The 22,592-nt window shown below is 71.2% G+C and carries 21 protein-coding genes; 8 read left to right on the forward strand and 13 right to left on the reverse strand.

The genetic code is table 11. The annotated features are described in order from the left end of the window. Positions 1 to 5: 5 nt before the first annotated feature. Positions 6 to 773, reverse strand: coding sequence for a ribonuclease PH (gene rph / locus ACN4JJ_RS18840; protein ID WP_440711436.1), 768 nt, complete (start codon positions 771 to 773; stop codon positions 6 to 8). Then, on the reverse strand, positions 770 to 1,606 hold the full coding sequence (gene murI, locus ACN4JJ_RS18845) for a glutamate racemase (RefSeq protein ID WP_440711437.1): 837 nt from the start codon (positions 1,604 to 1,606) through the stop codon (positions 770 to 772). Before murI ends, rph begins: the two co-directional genes overlap by 4 nt. Positions 1,607 to 1,677: 71 nt before the next feature. On the opposite strand from murI, the gene ACN4JJ_RS18850 reads away from it, so the two are divergent. Beyond that, positions 1,678 to 2,985, forward strand: a complete 1,308-nt coding sequence (locus ACN4JJ_RS18850) for a nicotinate phosphoribosyltransferase (RefSeq protein WP_440711438.1) — start codon at positions 1,678 to 1,680, stop codon at positions 2,983 to 2,985. A gap of 36 nt (positions 2,986 to 3,021) precedes the next feature. Here the strand turns inward: ACN4JJ_RS18850 and ACN4JJ_RS18855 are convergent, their stop codons facing one another. The 3 genes from ACN4JJ_RS18855 to ACN4JJ_RS18865 are packed head-to-tail and all read right to left on the reverse strand — an operon-like array spanning position 3,022 to position 6,121. Beyond that, a complete protein-coding gene (locus ACN4JJ_RS18855) occupies positions 3,022 to 3,318 on the reverse strand; it encodes a DUF3039 domain-containing protein (RefSeq protein WP_440711439.1) in 297 nt (98 codons plus the stop codon). Positions 3,319 to 3,353: 35 nt separating this feature from the next. Further along, on the reverse strand, positions 3,354 to 4,925 hold the full coding sequence (locus ACN4JJ_RS18860; RefSeq protein WP_440711440.1) for a hypothetical protein: 1,572 nt from the start codon (positions 4,923 to 4,925) through the stop codon (positions 3,354 to 3,356). Next, positions 4,901 to 6,121 (reverse strand): ABC transporter ATP-binding protein, encoded by a 1,221-nt coding sequence (locus tag ACN4JJ_RS18865; protein WP_440711441.1) that lies wholly within the window; start codon positions 6,119 to 6,121, stop codon positions 4,901 to 4,903. Before ACN4JJ_RS18865 ends, ACN4JJ_RS18860 begins: the two co-directional genes overlap by 25 nt. Before the next feature lie 315 nt (positions 6,122 to 6,436). Here ACN4JJ_RS18865 and ACN4JJ_RS18870 point away from each other — a divergent pair, with 315 nt between their 5' ends. The 4 genes from ACN4JJ_RS18870 to ACN4JJ_RS18885 all read left to right on the forward strand — a co-directional run bounded on the left by ACN4JJ_RS18870 (position 6,437) and on the right by ACN4JJ_RS18885 (position 9,140). Then, positions 6,437 to 7,129: a phosphocholine cytidylyltransferase family protein gene (locus ACN4JJ_RS18870; RefSeq protein ID WP_440711442.1), complete on the forward strand. Its 693-nt coding sequence runs from the start codon at positions 6,437 to 6,439 to the stop codon at positions 7,127 to 7,129. Between the two features lie 88 nt (positions 7,130 to 7,217). Continuing rightward, entirely contained in the window at positions 7,218 to 8,012 is a 795-nt protein-coding gene (locus tag ACN4JJ_RS18875; RefSeq protein ID WP_440711533.1) for an ABC transporter permease, read from the forward strand. A gap of 1 nt (position 8,013) precedes the next feature. Next, on the forward strand, positions 8,014 to 8,754 hold the full coding sequence (locus ACN4JJ_RS18880; RefSeq protein WP_440711443.1) for an ABC transporter ATP-binding protein: 741 nt from the start codon (positions 8,014 to 8,016) through the stop codon (positions 8,752 to 8,754). A gap of 80 nt (positions 8,755 to 8,834) precedes the next feature. After that, positions 8,835 to 9,140 (forward strand): hypothetical protein, encoded by a 306-nt coding sequence (locus tag ACN4JJ_RS18885; RefSeq protein WP_440711444.1) that lies wholly within the window; start codon positions 8,835 to 8,837, stop codon positions 9,138 to 9,140. A gap of 10 nt (positions 9,141 to 9,150) precedes the next feature. Here the strand turns inward: ACN4JJ_RS18885 and ACN4JJ_RS18890 are convergent, their stop codons facing one another. The 3 genes from ACN4JJ_RS18890 to ACN4JJ_RS18900 all read right to left on the reverse strand — a co-directional run bounded on the left by ACN4JJ_RS18890 (position 9,151) and on the right by ACN4JJ_RS18900 (position 12,467). Further along, positions 9,151 to 9,462: a helix-turn-helix domain-containing protein gene (locus ACN4JJ_RS18890; protein ID WP_440711445.1), complete on the reverse strand. Its 312-nt coding sequence runs from the start codon at positions 9,460 to 9,462 to the stop codon at positions 9,151 to 9,153. A 94-nt stretch (positions 9,463 to 9,556) separates the two neighbouring features. Further along, entirely contained in the window at positions 9,557 to 11,956 is a 2,400-nt protein-coding gene (locus ACN4JJ_RS18895; RefSeq protein WP_440711446.1) for a GNAT family N-acetyltransferase, read from the reverse strand. Positions 11,957 to 11,972: 16 nt separating this feature from the next. Then, on the reverse strand, positions 11,973 to 12,467 hold the full coding sequence (locus ACN4JJ_RS18900; RefSeq protein WP_440711447.1) for an SRPBCC family protein: 495 nt from the start codon (positions 12,465 to 12,467) through the stop codon (positions 11,973 to 11,975). Between the two features lie 75 nt (positions 12,468 to 12,542). Between ACN4JJ_RS18900 and ACN4JJ_RS18905 the strand changes: the two genes are divergently transcribed. Next, a complete protein-coding gene (locus ACN4JJ_RS18905; RefSeq protein ID WP_440711448.1) occupies positions 12,543 to 12,833 on the forward strand; it encodes a hypothetical protein in 291 nt (96 codons plus the stop codon). On the opposite strand, the gene ACN4JJ_RS18910 is transcribed toward ACN4JJ_RS18905, so the two are convergent. Further along, the gene (locus ACN4JJ_RS18910; RefSeq protein WP_440711449.1) at positions 12,793 to 16,521 is read right to left on the reverse strand and encodes a TM0106 family RecB-like putative nuclease; all 3,729 of its coding nucleotides are present in this window, start codon (positions 16,519 to 16,521) and stop codon (positions 12,793 to 12,795) included. The genes ACN4JJ_RS18905 and ACN4JJ_RS18910 overlap by 41 nt on opposite strands. Before the next feature lie 97 nt (positions 16,522 to 16,618). After that, on the reverse strand, positions 16,619 to 17,245 hold the full coding sequence (locus tag ACN4JJ_RS18915) for a TetR/AcrR family transcriptional regulator (protein WP_440711450.1): 627 nt from the start codon (positions 17,243 to 17,245) through the stop codon (positions 16,619 to 16,621). Between the two features lie 162 nt (positions 17,246 to 17,407). Between ACN4JJ_RS18915 and ACN4JJ_RS18920 the strand changes: the two genes are divergently transcribed. Further along, a complete protein-coding gene (locus ACN4JJ_RS18920) occupies positions 17,408 to 18,934 on the forward strand; it encodes an MFS transporter (RefSeq protein WP_440711451.1) in 1,527 nt (508 codons plus the stop codon). Between the two features lie 243 nt (positions 18,935 to 19,177). On the opposite strand, the gene ACN4JJ_RS18925 is transcribed toward ACN4JJ_RS18920, so the two are convergent. Then, the gene (locus ACN4JJ_RS18925; protein ID WP_440711452.1) at positions 19,178 to 19,876 is read right to left on the reverse strand and encodes a PhzF family phenazine biosynthesis protein; all 699 of its coding nucleotides are present in this window, start codon (positions 19,874 to 19,876) and stop codon (positions 19,178 to 19,180) included. A 70-nt stretch (positions 19,877 to 19,946) separates the two neighbouring features. Next, positions 19,947 to 20,417 carry a hypothetical protein gene (locus ACN4JJ_RS18930; protein ID WP_440711453.1) on the reverse strand — a complete coding sequence of 157 codons (471 nt, stop codon included), beginning with the start codon at positions 20,415 to 20,417 and terminating at the stop codon, positions 19,947 to 19,949. Between the two features lie 167 nt (positions 20,418 to 20,584). On the opposite strand from ACN4JJ_RS18930, the gene ACN4JJ_RS18935 reads away from it, so the two are divergent. After that, the gene (locus tag ACN4JJ_RS18935) at positions 20,585 to 21,871 is read left to right on the forward strand and encodes a M18 family aminopeptidase (RefSeq protein WP_440711454.1); all 1,287 of its coding nucleotides are present in this window, start codon (positions 20,585 to 20,587) and stop codon (positions 21,869 to 21,871) included. On the opposite strand, the gene ACN4JJ_RS18940 is transcribed toward ACN4JJ_RS18935, so the two are convergent. Beyond that, on the reverse strand, positions 21,853 to 22,584 hold the full coding sequence (locus tag ACN4JJ_RS18940) for a response regulator (protein WP_440711455.1): 732 nt from the start codon (positions 22,582 to 22,584) through the stop codon (positions 21,853 to 21,855). The genes ACN4JJ_RS18935 and ACN4JJ_RS18940 overlap by 19 nt on opposite strands. Between the last annotated feature and the right edge of the window lie 8 nt (positions 22,585 to 22,592).

Raw genomic sequence — 22,592 nt, forward strand, 5'->3', positions numbered from 1 at the left:
ACCGCCTACTCGGCCGGTGCCGCGAGCACGGCGGTCTGCAGCTCGGCGAGCTCGGCGGTGCCGACCAGGGCGAGATCGAGCAGCTCGTTCAGCTCGCTGCGGTCGAAGGGCGCGCCCTCGGCGGTGCCCTGCACCTCCACGAAGAGGCCGCGGCCGGTCACCACCACGTTCATGTCGGTCTCGGCGCGCACGTCTTCGGTGTAGGCCAGGTCGAGCATCGGGGTGCCGTCGATGATGCCCACCGAGACGGCCGAGACCGAGTCGAGCAGAGGCTGTGACTTCTGGCCGATGAACTTCTTGGTGCGCGCCCACTCGATGGCGTCGACGAGGGCCACGTAGGCGCCCGTGATGGCCGCGGTGCGGGTGCCGCCGTCGGCCTGAAGCACGTCGCAGTCGATCACGATGGTGTTCTCGCCGAGCGCCTTCATGTCCACCACGGCGCGCAGCGAGCGGCCGATCAGGCGCGAGATCTCGTGGGTTCGGCCGCCGATCTTGCCCTTGACCGCCTCGCGGTCCATCCGGTCGTTCGTGGAGCGGGGCAGCATCGCGTACTCGGCGGTGACCCAGCCCTTGCCCGAGCCCGACTTCCAGCGCGGCACGCCGTTGGTGAAGGATGCGGTGCACAGCACCTTGGTCTTGCCGAACGAGACCAGCGCCGAGCCCTCGGCCTGGTCGCTCCAGCCACGCTCGATCGTGACGGTGCGCAGCTGGTCGTTCGTGCGGCCGTCCTTGCGGGGCTTGCTCGGGGCGGCGGATGCGGTGCTGTCGGTCACGGGTTTCTCCTGAGAATCGGGGGGATGGGGATGACGCCGGTCTCGACGAGTTCGACGGATGAGACTTCGGGGCCGAGGAAGTGCTCAGCCAGGCGGATGAACTCCTCGGCACTGCCGCCGGTGGCTTCGTAGCGGTAGCGGGGGCGGCCGGGCGAGGTGCGCTCGATGCCGGTACGCACGAGGGTGCGGTACACGTCGTTGGCGGTCTCGGTGTCACTGGAGACCAGGCGCACGCCCTCGCCCACGACGTAGGAGATGGCACCCTTCAGCAGCGGGTAGTGGGTGCAGCCGAGCACGAGGGTGTCGATGCCCTGGTCGACCAGCGGGCGCAGGTAGCCCTCGGCCAGTGCGACGAGCTCGCGGCTGGTGGTGTCGCCGGCCTCGACGTGCTCGACGAACTCCGGGCAGGCCTGGCTGAACAGCTCGAGGTGCGGGGCGGCCGCGAAGGCGTCGTCGTACGCCCGCGAGGCGATGGTGCCGGCCGTGCCGATGACGCCGACCTTGTTGTTGCGCGTGGTGGTGACGGCGGTGCGCACCGCGGGCTGGATGACCTCGATCACCGGCACGTCGTACCGCTCACGCGCATCCCGCAGCATGGCGGCCGACGCGGTGTTGCAGGCGATGACGAGCATCTTCACATCTTGCGCGACGAGGTCGTCGAGCACTTCGAGCGCGAAGCGCCGCACCTCGGCCAGCGGACGGGGCCCGTACGGCGAATGGGCCGTGTCGCCCACGTACAGGATGGACTCGTTCGGCAGCTGATCGCGCACCGAGCGCGCCACGGTCAGGCCGCCCACCCCGGAGTCGAAGATCCCGATCGGTGCATCACTCACGGGACAACAGCCTAGCCCGCGTGCCGGGCCCGCCCCTGCGCGCGGCCGCCGGCACGGCCTAAGCTCGGAGGGTGATCGCGTCCACCGCCCTGCTCACCGACCGCTACGAGATCACCATGATCGATGCGGCCATCCGCGCCGGCACGCACGCCCGCCCCAGCGTGTTCGAGGCCTACGGGCGCACGCTGCCGGGGCGCCGGCGGTACGGGATCGTGGCCGGCACCGGGCGGCTGCTGGAGCTGATCGGCCGCTTCCGCTTCGGCGACGCCGAACTCGAGTTCCTGCGGCGGGAGAACGTGGTGGCGCCGGCCACGCTCGACTGGCTCGCCGACTACCGCTTCTCGGGCACGATCCGCGGCTACCGCGAGGGCGAGGTGTACTTCCCGAACTCCCCCGTGCTCGTCGTGGAGTCCAGCTTCGCCGAGGGCGTCATCCTCGAGACCCTCATCCTGAGCGTGCTCAACTACGACTCCTCGGTGGCGGGCGCGGCATCGAGGATGGTCTCGGCCGCCGGTGGCCGGCCGATCGCCGAGATGGGATCGCGGCGTACGGGCGAGTGGTCGGCGGTGGCCGCCGCCCGCGCCGCCTACATCGCGGGCTTCGGCGCCACCTCCAACCTCGAGGCCGGCCGCACCTGGGGCGTGCCCACGATGGGCACCGCCGCGCACGCCTTCACCATGCTGCACGACTCCGAGGAAGACGCGTTCCGCGCCCAGGTGGCGGCCCTCGGATCGGGCACCACGCTGCTCGTGGACACCTACGACGTGCCCACCGGCATCGACACCGCCGTGCGCGTGGCCGGGCCCTCGCTCGGTGCCGTACGACTGGACTCGGGCGACCTGCTCACCCTCGTCCAGGCCGTGCGCCGGCAGCTCGACGGGCTCGGCAACACCGGCACGAAGATCACCGTCACCAACGATCTCGACGAGTACGCGATCGCCGCGCTGGCCGCGACGCCGGTCGACTCGTTCGGGGTGGGCACCTCCGTGGTCACCGGCTCCGGGCATCCGGCCGCCGGCATGGTCTACAAGCTCGTGGCGCGCCAGGGCGAGGACGGCCGGTGGGTGTCGGTGGCCAAGAAGTCGGTGGACAAGGCCAGTCACGGCGGCCGGAAGCATCCGGTGCGCCTGCTCGACGGGAACGGTGTGGCCACGTCGGAGACGATCTACGTGGGCGACTCCGCGCCGGCGGATGCGGCCGGCCGGGCCTTGCACGTGCCGCTGATGGTCGACGGGGTCGCCGATCCGGCCCTCCTGGGCGCCGCCGGGGTGCGCGAGGCGCGGGCCCACCGCGAGGCGGTGCTGCGCGAGCTGCCGGACCAGGCCTTCCGCCTGGCGGCCGGCGATCCGGTGCTGCCGACGGCCTACGTCACCGTGTGAGCCGACCCGTGGGGGGCATCCGCTCAGCCCGTTCGGCTACTCGTCGAGCAGGCGCTCGTAGATCTCCTTGCAGGTGGGGCAGATCGGGAACTTCTCCGGGTCGCGGCCCGGGGTCCACTTCTTGCCGCAGAGCGCCTTGACGGGCTTGCCGGTCATCGCCGACTCGAGGATCTTGTCCTTCTCGACGTAGTGCGAGAACCGCTCGTGGTCGCCCGGATCGATGTTCTCGGTGTTGAGCAGCTCTTCGAGCTCGCGGTCGAGGGTCGTGGTTCCGCCGCCGCCGTCGGGCAGGCCGCCCGGTTCGGAGACGCGAGCGCGTGCAGGATCGTCCATGCAGACGATTCTAGATCGTCTGCCGGAGCCCGCCGTCAGTTGCGCTGGGCGGCCGCGAGGATCTCGGGCCCGCGGCGGTCGAACAGGAAGGCACCCCAGGCGACCCCGACGATGAGCACCACGACGCCGACCCCGAGGCCGGTCCAGAGCGAGAGCCAGTAGTACGCGGGGTCGACGAACACGCCGAGCACGCCGTAGACGATGGTGGGCAGCGACAGCAGCACGGTGCCGACGAACGAGAACATCGGGGCGAGCACCGAGACGGCCCCGGTCGACTGCGGCTGGGTGAACGCCCCGTCGCCCGGCCGCGTGGCGGCGTACGGGAAGCGGGCCGAGAAGATGCTGCCGAGACCCAGGCCCACCAGCACGAGGCAGGTGCTCGTGCCGAGCACCGCGGGCAGGGCATCCAGCTCGTCGGCGAAGATCACGCTGAGGAACGAGCCCACGCCGATCAGCGGGATGGCGATCAGCACGGCCGGCAGCATCCGGCCGAGGCGGTCGGCCACGCCGAGGCGGCCGGCGGCGATGTGCAGCCAGATGGCGGTGTTGTCGAAGGCGACGTCGTTGTGCACCACCCAGCCGAGGAACACGCACATCAGCGGCACGGGCAGCAGCGCGGTGTACTCGATCGGCACCCCGACGAACACGAAGACGATCACGGCCACCAGCGGCACGACCGGCACGATCACGAGCTGCGCGTAGTAGCGCGAGTCGCGCGCCCAGTAGGTGAGCGAGCGGGCGGCGACGGCGCCGGTGGGCGTGGCGGGCGTGCCGCCGAACCAGCCGAGCCCGGCGTGCTCGCGCTCCGGGACGTCGCGGCCGGGCGTGACGACCATGAGCGCCACGAGACCCTTCCAGGCGAGCCAGAGCAGGCCGGCCGTGGCGAGGGCGATCAAAAGCTTCAGCACGGCGAACACCCACTGGCCGTTCGCCGCATCGGCGGGGACCGCCCAGACGGCGCCGAGCGGCGTCCAGCCGAGGATCTGCTCGAGCGAGCCGAAGAAGGTGCCGCCGTCGGCGCCCCAGCTCGTGATCATGAGCAGCAGCACGCCGGGGACGATCACCACGATCGCCAGCACGCCGACCACGGCTCCCACCTCACGGGCGCGCTTGGTGGCGAACGCGAAGGCGGCCAGCGAGACGGTGAGGCGCGCGCCGAGCACGCAGGTGACGGCGCCGAGCACGGCCGACAGCACGGCCAGCAGCGCCGATCCGGGCGACACCGACCAGGTGGCGATGGTGGCCAGGCTCAGCACGGTCACGAACAGCGCCGGGACGCTGAGGAAGGCGGCCGCGAGCAGGCCGAAGGCGATCCGCCCCTCGGGCACACCGAGCAGGGCGAAGGATCGCGGATCCATCCGGTCGCGCACCGAGAACACCAGCGGGATGAAGAAGAACCCGGCCACGACCAGGGAACCGCCGATCACGACCGCGTTGCGGGCGGTCTCGGGGCCGGCGTCGCGGAGCGAGAACAGCACCGCCACCAGGATGACGGTCATGATGACGCCGTAGGCCACCGCGATGATGATGCCGACCAGCTGAGGGGTGCTCCGCTTGAAGGTGTTGCCGAGAAGCCGGAGCTTCAGTCGGAGGAACTCAGCAACCATTCCATGCCTTCCGCGCTCTTGCGGCCGCCCGCGAGTTCGACGAACCGCTGCTCGAGCGTGCCGCCCAGGCGCACCTCGTCGACCGTTCCCTTGGCGAGCACCTCGCCCTCGACGATGATCGCGACCCGGTCGCAGACCCGCTGGATCATGTCCATGCTGTGGCTGGAGAGCACGACGGTGCCGCCTCCGGCGACGTACTTCTCGAGGATCTCGACCACGTTGGCCGCCGAGACCGGGTCGACCGACTCGAACGGCTCGTCGAGCACCAGCAGGCGCGGCGAGTGGATCATCGAGCAGGCCAGCGCGATCTTCTTCGTCATGCCCGCGGAGTAGTCGGCGACCAGGCGGCCCAGGGCGTCTTCGAGGCCGAAGGCGGTGGCGAGGTCGTCGCTGCGCTGGGCGACCGTGGCCGAGTCCAGGCCCCGGAGCGTGCCGGAGTAGTAGAGCAGCTGGCGGCCGGTGAGGCGGTCGAACAGGCGCAGGCGGTCGGGCAGCACGCCGATCAGGCGCTTCGCCGCCGCGGGATCGCGCCAGACGTCTTGCTCGAGCACGGTGATCGAGCCGCCGTCGGGGCGCAGCAGGCCGGTGACCATCGAGAGCGTGGTGGTCTTGCCGGCGCCGTTCGGGCCGACGATGCCGTAGAAGGAGCCGAGCGGCACGTCGATGTCGATGCCGGCGACAGCCGTGGTGCTACCGAACTTCTTCACCAGACCGGCGATCGAGAGCACGATGTTCGTGGGGTCGAGGTCGCGCACCACGGAGGGCGGGATGCTCGCGGCGGTGCGCGGACGGGCGGGCGTGCGCGGGGTGCGCGGCTTGGCCGGCGTGCGGGGGGCGGCCGCGGCGGCCGTTCCGGCGGGCTTGCGCTGCACGGGTTTGCGCGGCGTGGCCGGGCGCTTGGCGGGAGCCTTCGGCGGGACCGCCGTGCTGGGCTCGGCGGCGCCGATCGCCTCGGGCGGGGTGGCCGCGACGGGCTCTGCCGCGGTGACGTCGTCGACGGGCGGGGCGGCCGCATCCGGAGTCGCCTTCGCGGCGGGTTTGCGGGCCGGGGACTTGGCCGCCGCCGAGGTGGTGCGCTTCGCGGGCTGCCGCGCCGCGGTGGTGGCCGAAGCCGTCTTCGCCGGAGCCCGTCGGGGTGCGCGCGCGCTCCCAGAGGGCGCTCCTGAGGTGTTGGGAGTGTCCGACTCTGAGCTCACCGCACTAACCTATCAATCCCTCTTCGGCCCCGCACAGGCCGACGTCGCTCGTGCACGAAGCATCCAGTCTGACACTCCGGGCCCCCGATGGCCGCATCACGAAACAGAAACGATACACGTCGCATCCGTTGCCCCCGAAACGGTTCACAGTACACTGCAAACAGGCATGACGAGGTGTCTGGAATGTGTCCGTGAGGTTAACCGGGCCCGAACTCCGTCGATACGGTTGCTCCGGTCCCCCTCGATCTTCCGGGCCCTCCCGCCCGTGTTCCACGCATTCCTTCCCCCTCTCAGCGCAGACCGAAGGAGACCATCGTGACCACCCAGGTCGTCATTCTCGCCGCCGGGATGGGAAGCCGCCTCGGCCGCTCCCTCCCCAAGCCGCTCACCGAACTCAGCGACGGCCGTACCATCATGGGCCAGCAGTTCGAGAACATCCGCCACACCTTCGGCTCCGCCGCCAAGGTCACCGTCGTGGTGGGCTACAAACTCGAGCACATCATCGAGGCGTTCCCCGAGGCATCCTTCGTCTACAACGAGGAGTACGACCAGACGAACACCTCCAAGAGCCTGCTGCGCGCCCTCCAGGCCTCCGGTTCGGGCGGAGTGCTCTGGATGAACGGCGACGTGGTGTTCGACCCGGCCGTGCTCGACCGCACGGTCGCCATGATCGCGCGCGACCAGTCGTTCGTCACCGTCAACACCGCCAAGGTGTCCGACGAAGAGGTGAAGTACACCACCACGGCCGAGGGCTACATCGACGAGCTGTCCAAGACGGTCGTCGGCGGGCTCGGCGAGGCCGTGGGCATCAACTACATCTCGGCGCGCGACAAGGCGGCCTTCATCCGCCACCTGCAGCGCGTGAACGACCAGGACTACTTCGAGCGCGGCCTCGAACTCGCCATCGAGAAGGACGGCGTGCTCGTCGAGCCGATCGACATCTCCGACCTGTACGCGGTCGAGGTTGATTTCGCCGAAGACCTCGTACGAGCCAACCTCTACGTCTGAACCGGCCCGGCCCGGGCGGTCGGGCTAGAATCGGCCTCGATCCATTCCGAAGGGGCCCGACCACGTGAGCGCAGCGACACCATCGACGGTGGCTGGCGCCTCGGGCGGGCGGGCCTACGGCGGATGGGCGCGGTACCGGCGGTCGCTGTGGCTGCTGACGCGGCGCGACCTGCGGGTGCGGTACTCGACCTCGGCGCTGGGATACCTGTGGTCGATCCTCGATCCGCTGGTGATGGCCGGGATCTACTGGTTCGTATTCACTCAGGTCTTCGACCGCGAGGTGGGTACGCAGCCCTACATCGTGTTCCTGCTGACGGCACTGCTGCCCTGGATGTGGTTCAACGGCACGGTGTCGGATGCGACACGGGCCTTCCTGCGCGAGGCGAAGCTCATCCGCTCCACCAAGATCCCGCGCACCATCTGGGTGAACCGGCTGGTGCTCTCGAAGGGGATCGAGTTCGTCGCGAGCCTCCCCGTGCTCGCCGTGTTCGCGATCCTGGCGGGCGCGACCGTGAACCCCGGGCTGCTGCTGTTCCCCCTGGCGATCCTGCTGCAGGCCGTGCTGACCATGGGCGTGGCGCTGATCGTGGCGCCGCTCGTGGTGTTCTTCCGCGACCTCGAGCGGGCCGTGAAACTCGCCCTGCGGTTCTTGTTCTACGCCTCCCCCATCATCTACGGCACGCACGACCTGCCCGAGAACCTGCAGCCGTGGGCGGCCTTCAATCCGCTGAGCGGCATCTTCGCGCTGTACCGCACGGGGTTCTTCGCCGATCAGCTCGACTGGTTGCAGGTGGGCGTGGGGGCCGGGATGTCGGTGCTGCTGCTCGCCATCGGCGTGCTCGTCTTCCGGCGCTCCGAACGCGCCGTGCTGAAGGAGATCTGAGATGCCGGGGCGGGTCGTCATCGAGGCGAAGGGGCTGGGCATCCGGTTCAAGCGCAACCGGCGCGCGCGGCGCAGCTTCAAAGACCTGTTCGCGGGGCGTGGGCGGCGTGCTCGCCCCGACGAGTTCTGGGCGCTGCGCGGGGTCGACTTCACGGTGACCGCCGGCGAGGCTATCGGCGTGATCGGCCGCAACGGCCAGGGCAAGTCGACCCTGCTGAAGCTGGTGGCCGAGGTGGTGCTGCCGGATGAGGGGCAGGTGCGCGTGCTCGAGGGCGTCGCGCCGCTGATCGAGATCACGGGCGGGTTCGTCGACGACCTCTCGGTGCGCGACAACGTCTATCTCACTGCCGGGCTGCACGGCATGAGCCGCCGCGAGGTCGACGAGCGATTCGACTCGATCATCGAGTTCGCCGAGATCGGCGACTTCCTCGACACCCCGTACAAGCACCTCTCCAGCGGCATGCGGGTGCGGATCGCCTTCTCGGTGATCGCACAGCTGGAGGAGCCGATCATCCTGGTCGACGAGGTGCTGGCCGTGGGCGACAAGGGCTTTCGGGAGAAGTGCTATCGCCGCATCGAAGAGCTCCTGGCCGGCGGACGCACGCTGTTCTTCGTGTCGCACAACGAGCGGGACCTCCGCCGGTTCTGCACGCGCGGGCTGTATCTCGAGAAGGGCCGCCTGGTCTTCGACGGTCCGATCGACGAGGCTCTGGACCGATATGCCTCCGCAACGGGGGTGTGAATCAGGCGGAGTTATCCACAGGGGGCGTTCGAGGGGCCGGGGGCGGCCTGATCGTCGGTGGTCGGGGTTTCGGTGGGGGTATGGCACGCAGAACCGACCTCCTTCACCGCCCCGAACCCCTCGCCTACCCGGTGCCGCTCCGGCTCGACCGGCGTGACGCACCGCGCAGCTACCTGCTGCGCAACATCGGCGACGAGCCCCTGCGCGGGCTGTCGTTCACCCTCATCGGCACCGGCATGATGCGGGCGAGCCCGCCGCTGCTGCTCGCGCCCGGGCAGGAGGTGCGGCTGCGCATCCGCGGCTCGACCCTGCCGGTGTCGGCGGTGCTGATCATCCGGTGGTTCCGGCCGAACGACGACGAATACCTCTGGCGGGTGAGCTTCTGAGGCCGCGGGGTCAGCTCTCGCGGGCCTCGCCCTGCTCGCGGGCGCGGATGAGGTCGGCCACGGTGATCTTGTGCGGGCGATCGGGAAGCATGTCGGCCGTGAGGCCGTCGACCAGCACGGCCGGGTTGAGGTTCAGTGCGCCGGCGATCCGCAGGATCGTGTGCAGCGAGGGGTTGGCCTGGCCACGCTCGATCTTGCCGAGGTTCGTGAAGTGCAGGCCGGCCAGATCGGCCAGTTCCATCTGATTGATGGCGAACCGCTGTCGTTCATCCCGGATGCGGGCACCCAGCACACGGGCCGCTTCGGAATTGATCGAACTCACACCCCATGCCTACCTGCCGTATGTTCTGGCTACCAGAGCGCTTGATGCTCATGCGTTTGTACCTTTCTGGGCCGCGCCGGATTTCGTGCGCCGATCAGAGGCCTCGACGGCGCACCAGGGGAAGGGCGACGCGGCGGATCACCTGGTCGAGGAACCACCAGGCGAATCGCCGTACGGGCGGCAGATGCCTGGTGAAGACGGCCAGGTACTCGGTCTCGGCTTCGGCCCCCCGGTTGCGCTTGAAGTCGGCGACGCCGCTGGAGCCGTGCAGCCGCACGCCGGCCTCGTGCGCGCGCCGGGCGATCAGGTAACTGAGCATGCGGTACAGGCCCGCCTCCTGCGGGAGCGCGGTGTCGTAGCCCACGAACGGGGCGGCCAGGAAGCCGTTGGCGACGATCGTGCCGACGACGCCGTCGATCCGGCCGTCCCGTTCGAGCACGGTGAAACGGAGCAGGCCGCTGCGTTGAGCCGCCTCGACGAAGCGTTCGGTGTAGCGGGGGTTCAGGCGCGAGTACTTCTGCACGTAGAGCATCGAGTACAGCTCGGCGAGACGCCTCCGCACGGGCTGCGGGGAGACTCCCGTGGCGGGATCGATCGGCGCGTCCCGCACCCGGTAGCCCGAGTCGCGCAGCACGGCGGCGTCCCGTGCGGTGTCGCGGGGGCGCTCCCACTCGGTGCCGCGCGTCTCGGTGAAGAGCACGCTCCGCGAGGGGATCAGACGGTATCCGCATCGCCGCAGGACCTCGGGACGGATTCCCCCGCGGGCGTGGACGCTCCGCCAGCCCAACGCGAGCTCGGGGTGTGCGCGCGTCAGCCGCGCCGTCACCTCCGCGAGGGCCGCCTCCGGGAGCTCGGGCACCAGGTTGGTCGACACGGGAGCGTTGCCGAGCAGGAGGATGTCATCGGCCCGGCCGGCACGCAACACGCCACCCAGCAGGCCGACCACCGCGCCGCCGACGGCCCGCCACACACAGGAATCGAGCACGGCCAGCTCTTCGCGGGCGTAGTGCACGTAGTGCGAGATGGGTGAGGAGACGTAGCTGTCGGGTTCCGAGGCGCGCGCCCGCGTGGGCGTGGTGGCGGCCTTCGGGGCGCGCGCCCGCGTGGGCGTGGTGGCGGGTTTCGGGGCCGGCCGGGTCATGGGCAGGTCGAGACCGCCGATCCGGACCGTGCCGAAGTCGCATCCGAGGTTCTCGACCAGCGCGGACAGGCCACCCGCGGCGTCGACCTCGGCCGCCAGCCGGCGAGGCCAGTCCGAGCCGTCGTACCGGGTGGGAGGAAGTCCATCGGCGACCTCGGGCGGCGGGTGCGGCACACCGCGCGCTGCGCGCGGGGGCATGGCCTCGCCGTTCCACTCGATGTCGAGCGTGGAGGCGGCGAGGAGTGACACGCCGTTCTTCGCGGCAACCGAGCTCTGCACCGCGAGCGAGCGCAGCAGCACCGGGAACGGGATGCGGTCGCCGGGCTGGCTCAGAACATCGGGCGAGCGCACCTGGCGGGCGGCCTCACGGAGCTGCGCGAGTGAACGGATGCTCCTCGGGGCATACATCAGGTGCGGCAGGCCCAGGCGGGCCCCCTCGCGGCTCGGCCTGCCGGCCGATCGCCCGAGGAACGCGCCCGCGAGCCCATCGCCGGGAGCGAACAGGTGCACCCCGCTGGTGGCCCGGGGATTGCACTCCAGCACCTGGACGCCGGTGGCGGCGTGCATCAGATCGAGCCCGAAGTGTCCGGTCAAGGTCAGCGCCGAGGCGAGTCGCGCGGCTATCGAGCGCGCCTGCACCGAGAGCGGGTCGGCCTCGTCGAGACGCGCGAAGGCCACACCGGCTCCCCGGCCCGCCCGGGTGACCGGCCGGTAGGCGACGAACGCCGTGAGGCTCCCGTCGACCGCCACGGCATAGGTGCAGAACTCCTCGCCGGTCACGAACTCCTGCAGCAGCCAGCGCTGATCGGCATCGACCCTCGGCAGGGCAGGCAGATCGGCGCCGGCCGGCACGATGATCGCCTCGGCGCCGAAGCGGGAGAACGCGGGCTTCGCGATCAGCGCCGCCTCCGGGTTGCGACGTCGGACCGCGCTCCGCCGGCGCCAGGCGAACGAGGAGGCGAGCACCTCGGTCTGCGGATGCGCGATGTCCAGCTCGGTGAGCAGCTCGCCGAAGTCGGCCTTGTCGTGCAGGCGGCGCAGGACGGGCAGCGCGGGCGCGAACAGCCGGGCGCCGAGGCGGTCGGCCGATCCGGAGAGCCAGAAGATCTCCTCGCAGCAGGGCACGACCAGGTCGACGTCGTGACGGCGGGCGATCCCGTCGATCGCCCGGGCGAACTCGCTCGGGCGGAAGCGCGCGGAAGGCACCCGATAGGCGGCTCCGACCGCCGAGGAGCGCGAGGTGAGGGCGGGCTGCGAGTCGGCCACCACCACGAACGCGCCCTCCTCGGCGAAGCGCCGGGCCAGTTCGAGGGTGGCCGGCGCTCGGGAACCCGTGAGCAGGACCGCCGTCATCCGAGGGGTCGCCCGCTCACTCACGCCCCTCGGCGACCCGCACGCAGACGGCCAGGCTGCGGCGCATGTAGACCGACCAGAGCGGGCCGATGAGGCGGCGGACCACGAACCGGCAGCGCGGGCGCGGGCGGAAGCCGTACGACCAGCGGATGCGCGATCCGCCCCCGGGCAGCGGTTCGAACCGCCAGCGGGCCTGGGCGTCGGAGACCAGCCGGCCGAGGATCTTGGTGTAGTCGGTGACGCGGTAGTCGAAGACGCCGGTGGCGGCGGGATCCGCGGGCGGTTCGAAGCGCTGCAGGTGCTCACGGAAGCGGCTGCCGTCGGACAGGTGCACGGTGCGGGCCTCCCCCGGCGTGTTCCACGGGCCGGTCTGCTCCGACACGGCCACCACGGCCGGCAGAACGAGGTAGCCGGTGAAGAGGGTGGCGTCGTCGCGCGGGACCACGCGTTCGAAGGCCTCGGCCGGCGGGACCGCGGCCTCGGCGGCGGCTTCGAATTCGACGAGCTCCATCTGCACACCGTAGCGGGCCGCCACCCGGTGCGCTCCCCTACGCTGGGAGCATGCAGACCGAATCGGAGCGATGACATGCCCTCCTACCGCGTGACCATGATCGTCGGAACCCTCGAACTGGGCGTCAAGCCCGAGACCGTGCTGCCGACCCTCACCCAGGCGATCGCCGACTTCACGACCGTCGAAGCCTCCGACATCGCGATCGTCAACGGTGCTCCGCGCGTGACGGTGCGCTACACGGCCGACACCGACGAAGCCGCCTTCCTGATCGCCGAGCAAGGGATCGACGGCACCCGGGTCTCCGCCGAACCGATCGCCTGGCAGGTCACCCGCCAGGTGCACGGACGGTGGGAGCAGCTCGCGTGAGCCGCAGGAACGCCGAGAGCGTCGCCAGTTCGGACTCGTTCACCGGGAGGTGATCGGTGAGCGCCGGCGAGTAGACCAGGTGCGCCACCCACTTCGCCCGGGAGATCGCCACGTTCAGGCGGTTCTTCATCAGCAGGAACCCGATTCCCCTCGGCACCTCCAGCGCTGACGAGGCCGCCAGAGACACGATCGCCACCGGAGCCTCCCGGCCCTGGAACTTGTCGACCGTGCCCACCGAGACGCCGTCGAAGCCGGCCTCGGTGAGCCGGGCACGCAGCAGTTCGACCTGCGCGTTGTAAGGCGCCACGACGATGATGTCGGAGGGCTCGAGCGCGCGCCCGGACGCCTCGCCGGTGGCGCTGCCGACCCCGCCGCTGCCGTCGTGCTCGCCCGGGTCGCTCCAGCGCCGCCCGATGCTGTGCCGCACCAGTTCGACCACGCGCTCGGCCTCGTCGGCCGACTCGGTGGCGTTGCCGCGGTGCCGCACCGGGTGCAGGTGCAGCCCCGGTTCGACCCCCTCGAGCAGGCGATCGGTGGTGGCGGGGCGCTGCGCGTGCAGCTCGCCCTCGTAGGAGAGAACGCTCACGGGCTCGCAGACCTCGGGGTGCATCCGCCAGCTCACGTCGAGGAAGTAGCCGAGGGCCGGGGGCAGCACGTCGTGGCCCGCCGTCAGCCAGCCCAGCGCGGAGTCGTCGACGGGCTCCGGATGCGTGCCCTGGGTCACCTGCGGGAGCTGCTGAGGGTCGCCGAGCAGCAGCAGGTTGCGGGCGGCCACGCTCACGGCGATCGTGTTGGCCAGCGAGTACTGGCCGGCTTCGTCGACCACGAGCAGGTCGAGCTCGCGACGGCCGACCCGGGTGACGTTGCTGAAGTCCCAGGCCGTGCCGCCCACCACGACCCCGTGACCGCGGCCCCGGGCCGAGGCGAGGAAGCGGCCGAGCGCGTCCTTGCCGCGGAGCGCGGTGAACCGGGCCGACTCCGATTCGCTGGACTTGCCGACCCGCTCCGCGTCGACCCCGGCGGCCACGATCGCGTCGAGCATGTTCTCGACCACCGCGTGCGACTGCGCCACCACCCCCACACTCCAGCCGTGCCGGCGCACGAGGTCGGCCACGACCCGGGCGCCCGTGTAGGTCTTGCCGGTGCCGGGTGGGCCCTGCACGGCGAGGTAGGAGTGATCCAGCGCCAGGAGGGAGTCGCGGATGGCGTCGATCGTGCCGCGCGGCCCCTCGCGGACGGGCTCGAGAGAGCCGCCGTCGTGCCGGCGGGGCGTGGCCCGGCGCAGGATGTCGAGCGCTGCGTCGGCGGGGAACTCCGGCAGCGCGTCGGCCAGCTGCTGACCCCACTCCGCGATCGCGGACTGCAGGGAGGCCGTCTTCGGCGGTGCGGCCGGGGTGATGGCCACGGGCAGGGCCGAGTAGGGCTCGCCGTTCATCGGCAGCGCCTCCTCGATCAGGTAGCCGGTGGCGCCGCCCGGCAGCACGCCGGTGCCGCGCACCGTGCTGCGCTCGTGCGCGACCCGGTCGGTGCGGCGCGACCGCGGAGCCGGCCACGGATGCGGCGGGTCGTACACGAGGAACCGCCCGCGCATGCCCTCCTCGAGCCGGCTGCCGGGGGCCAGCTCGCCGCGCAGGCGCAGCATCCGCCGGTCGGCGCGCTGGCCCGGATTGCGGTACCAGTCGTCTTCGACGACGCCGGCTGTGACGACGAGCACGTCCCGGGTGTCGGCCCACTCCTCCATCGGCTGCTCGAGGCGGTTGAAGTGCTCCCACCAGAACGACTTGTCTTCGCGCCGGTGGTAGTCGATGGCCGCGGCGGCGAGAGCGACCGCCGTGCGGTCGGCGGGGTCGTGGAGGCCGCCCTCGCCGCCCTCCTCGCGCTCCAGGCGCTCGGTGAGAGCGCGGTGCAGGGCGCTCTGCTCGAACACCGGGCCGTCGTCGGCACCGGCCTCGTCGAGGAGCGGCGGCTGGTCATCGTCGCCCGCGGGGCCCACACCGCTCTCGGCCGCACGCTCCCGCAGCCAGTCGCGCAAGCGCAGGGTCGACACGCAGTCGTACTCGTTGTAGTCGGCGATCTCGCGCAGCTGGCGCTCGGCGGCGCGAGCAGCCGCCGCATCCGGCGAGCCCGCCACACCCTCGCCCGCGTCGCGCAGCTCGGTGTAGCGCACATAGGCCGTGATGGAGTCGGCCGCGTTCGTGACCTCGCTGTCGCGGTAGAGATCGCCCATGTAGAGCGGCTCGAGCTTCTTGAGACTGTACGACGACGAGCTCACGCGGATGCTCTTCTTGACCACCGGGTACAGATCGACGAGCACGTTGCGGCGCAGCAGTTCGTCGAGCTGCGCCTCCCCCACACCGTGCCGGGCGCAGAGCGACTGCAGGTGCGCCCGCTCGTAGTTGGCGTAGTGGTAGATGTGCATCGCCGGATGGGCGCGGAGGCGCTCGGTGACGTGGTCGAGGAACGCCCGGAGCGCCTCGCGCTCCTGGGCGTGGTCGTGCGCCCAGAACGGCCGGAAGAGGGTGCGACCCGGCCGATCCGGATCGTGCTCGACCAGACCGAACAGGTAGTCGAGACCCCACTCGGAGCCGGGCCGATTCCGATCGGCCGGCCCGGCCGGCCCCGCCGCCTCCGTGTAGAGCGGGTCGCCCTCGAAGTCGAAGAACACGTCGCCCTGATCGGGCTCGGGCAGGGCCGCGAGCGGCAGCGGGTCGTACACGCGGAAGGCCAGGCCGTCGCGGCCTTCGCTCTGCATCCTGGCCTGGTCGCGCAACGTGTCCAGCGTGGCGGGAGCGAGGCCGTCGACCGGCCCCGTCGAGGAGGCCAGCTCGTGCATCGTGGCGATGCCGGCGGCGTGCAGTCGCGCCCGCTGGGTGACCCGGATGCCGGCCACCTGCAGCACGTCGTCGTGCCGCTTCACCTCGGGCGCGCAGACCGCGCAGCGGCCGCAGACGGTATACCGCGGATCGCCCCACTCGACCGCCTCGGCCTCCAGCCGCTCGTCGAGCAGCGACTCCAGGCGTTCGCGGCGGTCCCGGTAGACCGGCAGGATGTCGGCGAGCCGATGGGTGGACCGGGACCCGTCGCCGAGCAGCAGGTGCACCTCGTCGCCGAGCGGCACGCCGAGACGCTCCAGCTGGTCGGAGTAGGCGGCGAGCTGCAGCAGAGCGGTGATCTTGGCGTGCCGGGCCAGCTTGGTGTCGTAGACCTCGTACCGCGGCGCGGCCTCGGGGGCGCCATCCGCGACCGACCCCGGCACCGGCACCGGCACCGGCGGGACCTTCACCAGGAAGTCGGCGAACCCGAGGAACCGGCCATCGAAGAACGTGCCCTGGAAGACCACGTCGGCACCCGCCCGCAGCGCCTCGAGCGTGACCTCCTGCTGGGCCAGGAGACCCGCGGGATCCGTGCGCTCGGGCCGATCGATCTCGGCCACACCCCGCGCCCCGACTCCGTCGAAGGCGCCGAACTCGGCCCGGAACCGCTCCAGCGCCCGCAACTCGTGCGCATCGCCCAGACGTGCCGTGCGGTCGAGCATCTCGTCGACGGGGTCGACGACCGGCTCGATCCGCCCGAGCTTCGCATCCAGCCGCCGCACGAGCGCGAACTCGCAGCTCGCGGCCGCGGTGAGATCGGTGGCGCTGTAGAGCACCGTGCCGGCCTCGCGGCCGTTCGCGCCGACGACGATCATCCGGCCTCACCTCCTGGTGCTGCCAGGCTATCCGCCGCCGCCGACACCGGGGCTCCGGGCTCTGGGCCGCGGGAGGGACGGTGCAGGTCGGCGCCGCTCAGTAGGGCGGACGGATGCCCACGGCCGGCAGGATGACGCCGTCGATCAGGTCGAGCAGGAACTCGCGGTCGACCGGCTTCTGCAGCACCATCGTGCGGTAGGCGGCCATCGAGGGCGAGACCATCGAGAGCGCATCGATGTCGCAGTCGGAAGGAATCTCGCCGCGCTCGATCGCCCGTCGGAACAGGATGCGGTTGACCTCGGCCCGGGGCTGCACGATCGCCTGGCTGATCGCCTCGGCCAGTTCGGGGGAACGGGTGAGCACCGACATCAGGCCCGCCATCACCTGCATCTTCTTCTCGGCGTCCTCGATCGAGCGCGGCTTGACCATCGCGATGAGATCGCCACGGAGGGTGCCGGTGTCGGGCAGTCGATCGGGGTCGAGGTCGTTCTTCTTCATGCAGGCCACGGCATCCACCACCAGCTCGCCCTTCGAGGCCCAGCGCCGGTAGAGCGTGGCCTTGCCCGCCTTGGCCCGCGTGGCGACCATGTCGATCGTCATCCCGTCGTAGCCCTCTTCGGCGAGCACCTCGAGGGCGGCGTCGAGGATCTCGGGATCGCGGGAGTGGTCGCGCTTGCGGCCGAGCCGGGGCGCAGCGGCTTCGGAGACATCGAGCTGCGTCATCGCGGCGGGCATCCCTTTCGGATCGTGGAGCGGTGGAACGGGAGCGAGCGAATCGCCCCTTCGAGTGTAGGCGTGCGGGTGTCTGCGTGAACATCACCTGAACTCATCATATCCGAAACTGTCGCTATCCGAAACCGTCAAGTTCCGTATATAGTGACCGTCATGTCTACGACCTCAGCCATCCCGAACGCGGCCTCCTCGCGCCGCTGGTGGACCCTCACCACCGTCGCGCTCGCGCAGCTCATGGTGGTGCTCGACTCCACCGTGGTGAACATCGCCCTCCCCGCCGCCCAGGCCGACCTCGGTTTCTCCGACGGCGACCGCCAGTGGATCATCACCGCCTACTCCCTCGCCTTCGGCAGCCTGCTGCTGCTCGGCGGGCGCCTCTCCGACCTGATGGGCCGCAAGCGCACCTTCATCATCGGCCTGATCGGCTTCGCCGCCGCCTCCGCCCTGGGCGGCGCCGCCGACAGCTTCGGCCTGCTGGTGGCCGCCCGTGCGCTGCAGGGGGCGTTCGGCGCCCTGCTCGCGCCCACCGCCCTGGCCGTGCTGACGACCACCTTCACCATCCCCAAGGAGCGCGCCCGCGCGTTCGGTGTGTTCGGCGCCATCGCCGGGGCCGGTGGAGCGGTGGGCCTTCTGCTCGGCGGCGTGCTCACCGAGAACTTCAACTGGCGCTGGAACCTCTACATCAACGTCTTCATCGCGATCATCGCGGTGATCGGCGCCATCCTGTTCGTCACCACGGTGGCGCGCAGCGGACCGCGGCCGAAGCTCGACGTGCCCGGCACCATCCTCGTCTCCGGTGCGCTGTTCGCCCTCGTCTACGGCTTCTCGAACGCGGAGACGGACGGCTGGGACTCGCCGCTGAGCTGGGGCATGCTGACCGCCGCGGGCATCCTACTGATCGCCTTCGTGCTCTGGCAGCGGAAGGCCGCGCATCCGCTGCTGCCGCTGTCGATCGTGCTCGATCGCAACCGCGGCGCCGCCTACAGCTCGGTGCTGATCGCCGGGGCGGGGATGTTCGGCATCTTCCTGTTCGTGACGTATTACCTGCAGGTGTCGCTCGGGTACTCGCCGATCCAGACGGGCGTGTCGTTCCTGCCGATGATCGGCATGCTCGTGCTGGCCGCCCAGCTCTCGACGAACATCTTCGTGCCGCGGTTCGGGCCGAAGATCATGGTTCCGGTGGGCATGGCGCTGGCCGCAACCGGCATGGTCCTGCTCACCCGCCTGAACCTCGACAGCACCTATGCGGCGGATCTGCTGCCGGCGCTGATGGTGCTCGGCTTCGGCATGGGCTCGATCATGCCCGCGTCGATCCAGACCGCCACGCTCGGGGTCGACCGGCAGTTCGCCGGCGTGGCCTCGGCCATGGTGAACACCAGCCAGCAGGTGGGCGGATCGATCGGTACGGCTTTGCTCAACACGCTCGCGGCGACCGCGGCCGCCGACTACGTCGCCTCGCACCTGCCCGCCTCCCCCGAGGTGCTGGGTGACGCCGCCGTGGCCAGCTACGCGGTCGTCTACTGGTGGGGCGCCGGCTTCTTCGTCTTCGGAGCCCTCCTGGCGGCCCTCCTCTTCCGCCGCCGTGGTCACGGCGCCTCCCTCACCCACGCAGCCCCCGCGCCGGACGCCGCCGCAGCCCCCGCTGCAGCAGTCGACGACACCCCCGTGATCGCCCACTGACCCCGCCCCCACCCGAAGTCCCGGGCCCACCCGAAGTCTCGAGCCCCGCCAGAAGCCTCAGGCCGCACGACAAAGTCTCAGGCCGTACCCAATGACCCAAGGTGAGCGTGTGGCCGCCGGATGCGAGCGAAGCCCGCGTCCGGCGACCGCGCGCTCACATGTCGCGGCTCGCCGGGCAGGGACCGGCGAGCCCCGGGAGCGCCGAGCGAAGCCCGGCGCCCCCGGCAACCAACACACCCCCAATTACCCCAACACCACGGGCGTGCTCGCGACACTCCTCCCGCCCACCGAAACCCGCCCGTCCCCCTCGACCCGAGTCACCACCCGCGACCCCACCCCCTGGTCGATCACCAGATCCCGCCCCAACACCGCAGTGATGCGGACGGCAGCGGCCCCGGTAGCTTCGTCTTCGGGAATGCCGAACTCCGGCGCGAACATGCGTGAGCGCAAATGCCCGGCGCTCTCGTCGATCCAGGCCCAGGCGTAGTGCTTCCCGGTGGCGAAGGCCCCGGGATCGAGCGCCTCCACCTCGGCGGCGCTCGCCAGCTGGTGCCACTCGAACTCCGGAGCCCACTCCGCGCGGCCGGTGATCCAGCTGAGGTCGCCGTCGTAGCGCACCGCCACCTCCCCGGCGCGCACAGCGAGCGAGGCGACCGGCAGGCCCTGCTGCGCCAGCCACCACGCCGTTCCCACACACGGGTGCCCGGCGAAGGGCAGCTCGTGCACCGGCGTGAAGATGCGGATCGTGGCGACCCGGCCCACGGCATCCGTCTCCGTCAGCACGTCGACGAAGACGGTCTCACTGAAGCCGAGTCGCGTGGCGAGCTCCTGCTCGCGGCCGCTGGTCGCAGCCGTGCTGCGGATCAGGCCGAGAGGGTTGCCGTGGGCGCCCTCCTCGTTCGTGAAGACGGTGACGACATCGACGGGGATCTCTGTGCTCATCGTCCGATTCTGCGGTGACATCGAAGCCTGTTCAAGAGGCCGGTCCCGGATGCGCGGCCCCTCGGCGCGGTCAGTCGCGCACGGCCACGTTCGGCGAGATCGGCGTCCAGACCGGGTCGACGGTCATGTACTCGGTGTGCAGCCAGTAGAGCTCGTCGTCGGACTCCAGCCGGAGCGTCGCACCGTGCAGCCCGAACTGCTGCGCCGAGACGCAGCGCGCCTGGGTGTCGGCCGCCTCGGCGACGAAGCACACGTCGTTGTCGCCGGTGACCCCCACCCAGAACTCCGTACCGTCGTGCTCGGTCAGCAACCGGTACGACGAGGGCACGATGTCGGCGTCGACCCCCTCGATCGTGGGCGGGAGCTCGCCCGAGGCGAGCAGCGTCCCGGAATCGAGGTGCGCCAGTTTGGACAGCGCCGCCGTGGGGTTGGCCGAGCATCCGGCCAGCACGAGCAACGCGGCGCCGACGAGAGCGGCGGCTCCGCAGGCCTTCACGACGGAACGGCCACGGGTGGATGCGGCCGTCTTTCGCGCGAGCATCCGGCTCCCCTTTCGCACGGACCGCCTGTCGGACGACGATCCCGGATCCGACGATAGGGCACGAAACCGACCGTCCGCTCGGAGCGGCATCCGCGCGCCGCAGAGGCGGAACGGCGCACCGGCCCGACGCAGCCGGAGTGGTCGATCCGGAGTGGTTGGATGGAGGGATGGCCGACACCTCCCCGCACCTCGACGACTTCGCCGACTTCCTCCGCGCCTCGCCCTCGTCGTACCACGCGGCGGCCGAGACCGCCCGGCGGCTGGAGGCGGCCGGCTCGACGCGCCTGGACGAGACCGCCGAGTGGACGGATGCAGCCGCGAGCCCGGGCCGCTTCCACGTCGTGCGCGACGGGGCGATCATCGCCTGGAGCGTGCCCGCCACGGCCGGCCCCGCGACCCCCTTCCGCATCCTCGGCGCGCACACCGACTCCCCCGGGTTCAAGCTCAAGCCGAAGCCCACGCTGGCCTCGCAGGGCTGGCTGCAGGCCGGCGTGGAAGTGTACGGCGGCCCGCTGCTGAACTCCTGGCTCGACCGCGAGCTCGAACTCGCCGGCCGGCTGGTCGCGCACGACGGCACCGAGCACCTGGTGCGTACCGGGCCGTTCCTGCGCATCCCGCAGCTGGCCATCCACCTCGACCGCGACGCCAACAGCGGCCTGACGCTCGACCGGCAGCGGCACACGACGCCGGTGTTCGGGGTGGGGACGGCCGGCGACGCCGACCTGGTCGGGATCCTCGCCGGCCTCGCGGGCCTCTCCGACGGCAGCGCGATCGCCGGGTACGACCTGCTCACCGCCGACACCCAGCCGCCCGCCCGCTTCGGCCTGGACGACACGCTGTTCGCCGCCGGACGGATGGACAACCTCAGCTCGGTGCACGCCGGTCTCACCGCGTTCCTCGCCGCCCCGCCGGCCGACGGGCACATCGGCGTGCTCGCCGCCTTCGACCACGAAGAACTCGGCTCCGAGTCGCGGTCGGGGGCCAGCGGGCCGTTCCTGGCCGACGTGCTGGGCCGCATCGGGGCCGCGCTCGGCGCGAGCGCCGACGAGCGGGCCCGATCCTTCGCCGCCTCGTGGTGCCTGTCGTCCGACGCCGGCCACGCCGTGCATCCGAACTACCCCGAGAAGCACGATCCGGCCAACCACCCGGTCGCCGGCGGCGGCCCACTGCTCAAGATCAACGCCAACCAGCGCTATGCGACGGATGCGCACGGGGCCGCGCTCTGGGCTCGGGCGTGCGCGCAGGCCGGCGTCGGCTACCAGGAGTTCGTGTCGAACAACACCGTGCCCTGCGGCTCGACCATCGGCCCGCTCACGGCGACCCGGCTGGGCATCCGCACCGTCGACGTCGGCGCGCCCCTGCTCTCGATGCACTCGGCCCGCGAGCTCGCCCACGTCGACGACCTCACGGCCCTCGCCGCGGCGATCACGGCCTTCTACTCCCCCGAGGCTTGACCCGGGGCGTCGGGCTCGAAACGGTAGCCCATGCCCGCCTCGGTGAGGAGGTAGCGCGGCTCGGCCGGCTCCGGCTCGAGCTTCTTGCGCAGCTGGCGCAGGTAGAGGCGCAGATAGCCCGTCTCCTTCACCGCCGGGGTGCCCCAGATCTCGGTGAACAGCTCGGCGTGCGTGATCAGGCGGTGCGGATGCCGCACCAGCAGCTCGAGGATCTTCCACTCCGTCGGCGTGAGCCGGATGGCACCGCGCTCGCCGTCACGCGTCACGAGGTGCGCGGCCAGGTCGACGGTCACGTCGCCGAAACGCACCACGGGCTTGTCGTCGGAGGCGGAGCCGGGGCCGCCGCCGGACGCCGACACCGAGCGCCGGGTGAGCGCGCGCACCCGGGCGAGCAGTTCGTCGATGGCGAAGGGCTTGGTGACGTAGTCGTCGGCACCGGCATCCAGGGCGTCGACCTTGTCGTAGGAATCGGTGCGGCCCGACACGACGAGGATGGGCAGCTGCGACCAGCCGCGAACCGCCCGGATGACCTCCAGGCCGTCCAGGGCCGGCATCCCCAGGTCGAGGATGAGCAGGTCGGGCGGATGCTCGGCCGCGGCCACCATCGTCTCGCGCCCGTCGGCGGCGGTGCGCACCTCGTGGCCCTGTGCGCCGAGGGTCACCCGCAGCGCGCGCAGGATCTGCGGGTCGTCGTCGGCGATCAGGATCTTCATCGTGCCGA

It is taken from the genome of Herbiconiux dendrobii, assembly GCF_052048175.1.
Taxonomy (GTDB): domain Bacteria; phylum Actinomycetota; class Actinomycetes; order Actinomycetales; family Microbacteriaceae; genus Herbiconiux.

What these genes read in the sequence shown, in the direction of transcription:
- ACN4JJ_RS18855 (WP_440711439.1), bottom strand. Translation starts at nt 3,318, where the DNA reads ATGGACGATCCTGCACGCGCTCGCGTCTCCGAACCGGGCGGCCTGCCC.
- ACN4JJ_RS18860 (WP_440711440.1), bottom strand. Translation starts at nt 4,925, where the DNA reads ATGGTTGCTGAGTTCCTCCGACTGAAGCTCCGGCTTCTCGGCAACACC.
- ACN4JJ_RS18880 (WP_440711443.1), top strand. Translation starts at nt 8,014, where the DNA reads ATGCCGGGGCGGGTCGTCATCGAGGCGAAGGGGCTGGGCATCCGGTTC.
- ACN4JJ_RS18885 (WP_440711444.1), top strand. Translation starts at nt 8,835, where the DNA reads ATGGCACGCAGAACCGACCTCCTTCACCGCCCCGAACCCCTCGCCTAC.
- ACN4JJ_RS18895 (WP_440711446.1), bottom strand. Translation starts at nt 11,956, where the DNA reads ATGACGGCGGTCCTGCTCACGGGTTCCCGAGCGCCGGCCACCCTCGAA.
- ACN4JJ_RS18900 (WP_440711447.1), bottom strand. Translation starts at nt 12,467, where the DNA reads ATGGAGCTCGTCGAATTCGAAGCCGCCGCCGAGGCCGCGGTCCCGCCG.
- ACN4JJ_RS18905 (WP_440711448.1), top strand. Translation starts at nt 12,543, where the DNA reads ATGCCCTCCTACCGCGTGACCATGATCGTCGGAACCCTCGAACTGGGC.
- ACN4JJ_RS18910 (WP_440711449.1), bottom strand. Translation starts at nt 16,521, where the DNA reads ATGATCGTCGTCGGCGCGAACGGCCGCGAGGCCGGCACGGTGCTCTAC.
- ACN4JJ_RS18915 (WP_440711450.1), bottom strand. Translation starts at nt 17,245, where the DNA reads ATGACGCAGCTCGATGTCTCCGAAGCCGCTGCGCCCCGGCTCGGCCGC.
- ACN4JJ_RS18920 (WP_440711451.1), top strand. Translation starts at nt 17,408, where the DNA reads ATGTCTACGACCTCAGCCATCCCGAACGCGGCCTCCTCGCGCCGCTGG.
- ACN4JJ_RS18925 (WP_440711452.1), bottom strand. Translation starts at nt 19,876, where the DNA reads ATGAGCACAGAGATCCCCGTCGATGTCGTCACCGTCTTCACGAACGAG.
- ACN4JJ_RS18930 (WP_440711453.1), bottom strand. Translation starts at nt 20,417, where the DNA reads ATGCTCGCGCGAAAGACGGCCGCATCCACCCGTGGCCGTTCCGTCGTG.
- ACN4JJ_RS18935 (WP_440711454.1), top strand. Translation starts at nt 20,585, where the DNA reads ATGGCCGACACCTCCCCGCACCTCGACGACTTCGCCGACTTCCTCCGC.
- ACN4JJ_RS18940 (WP_440711455.1), bottom strand. Translation starts at nt 22,584, where the DNA reads ATGAAGATCCTGATCGCCGACGACGACCCGCAGATCCTGCGCGCGCTG.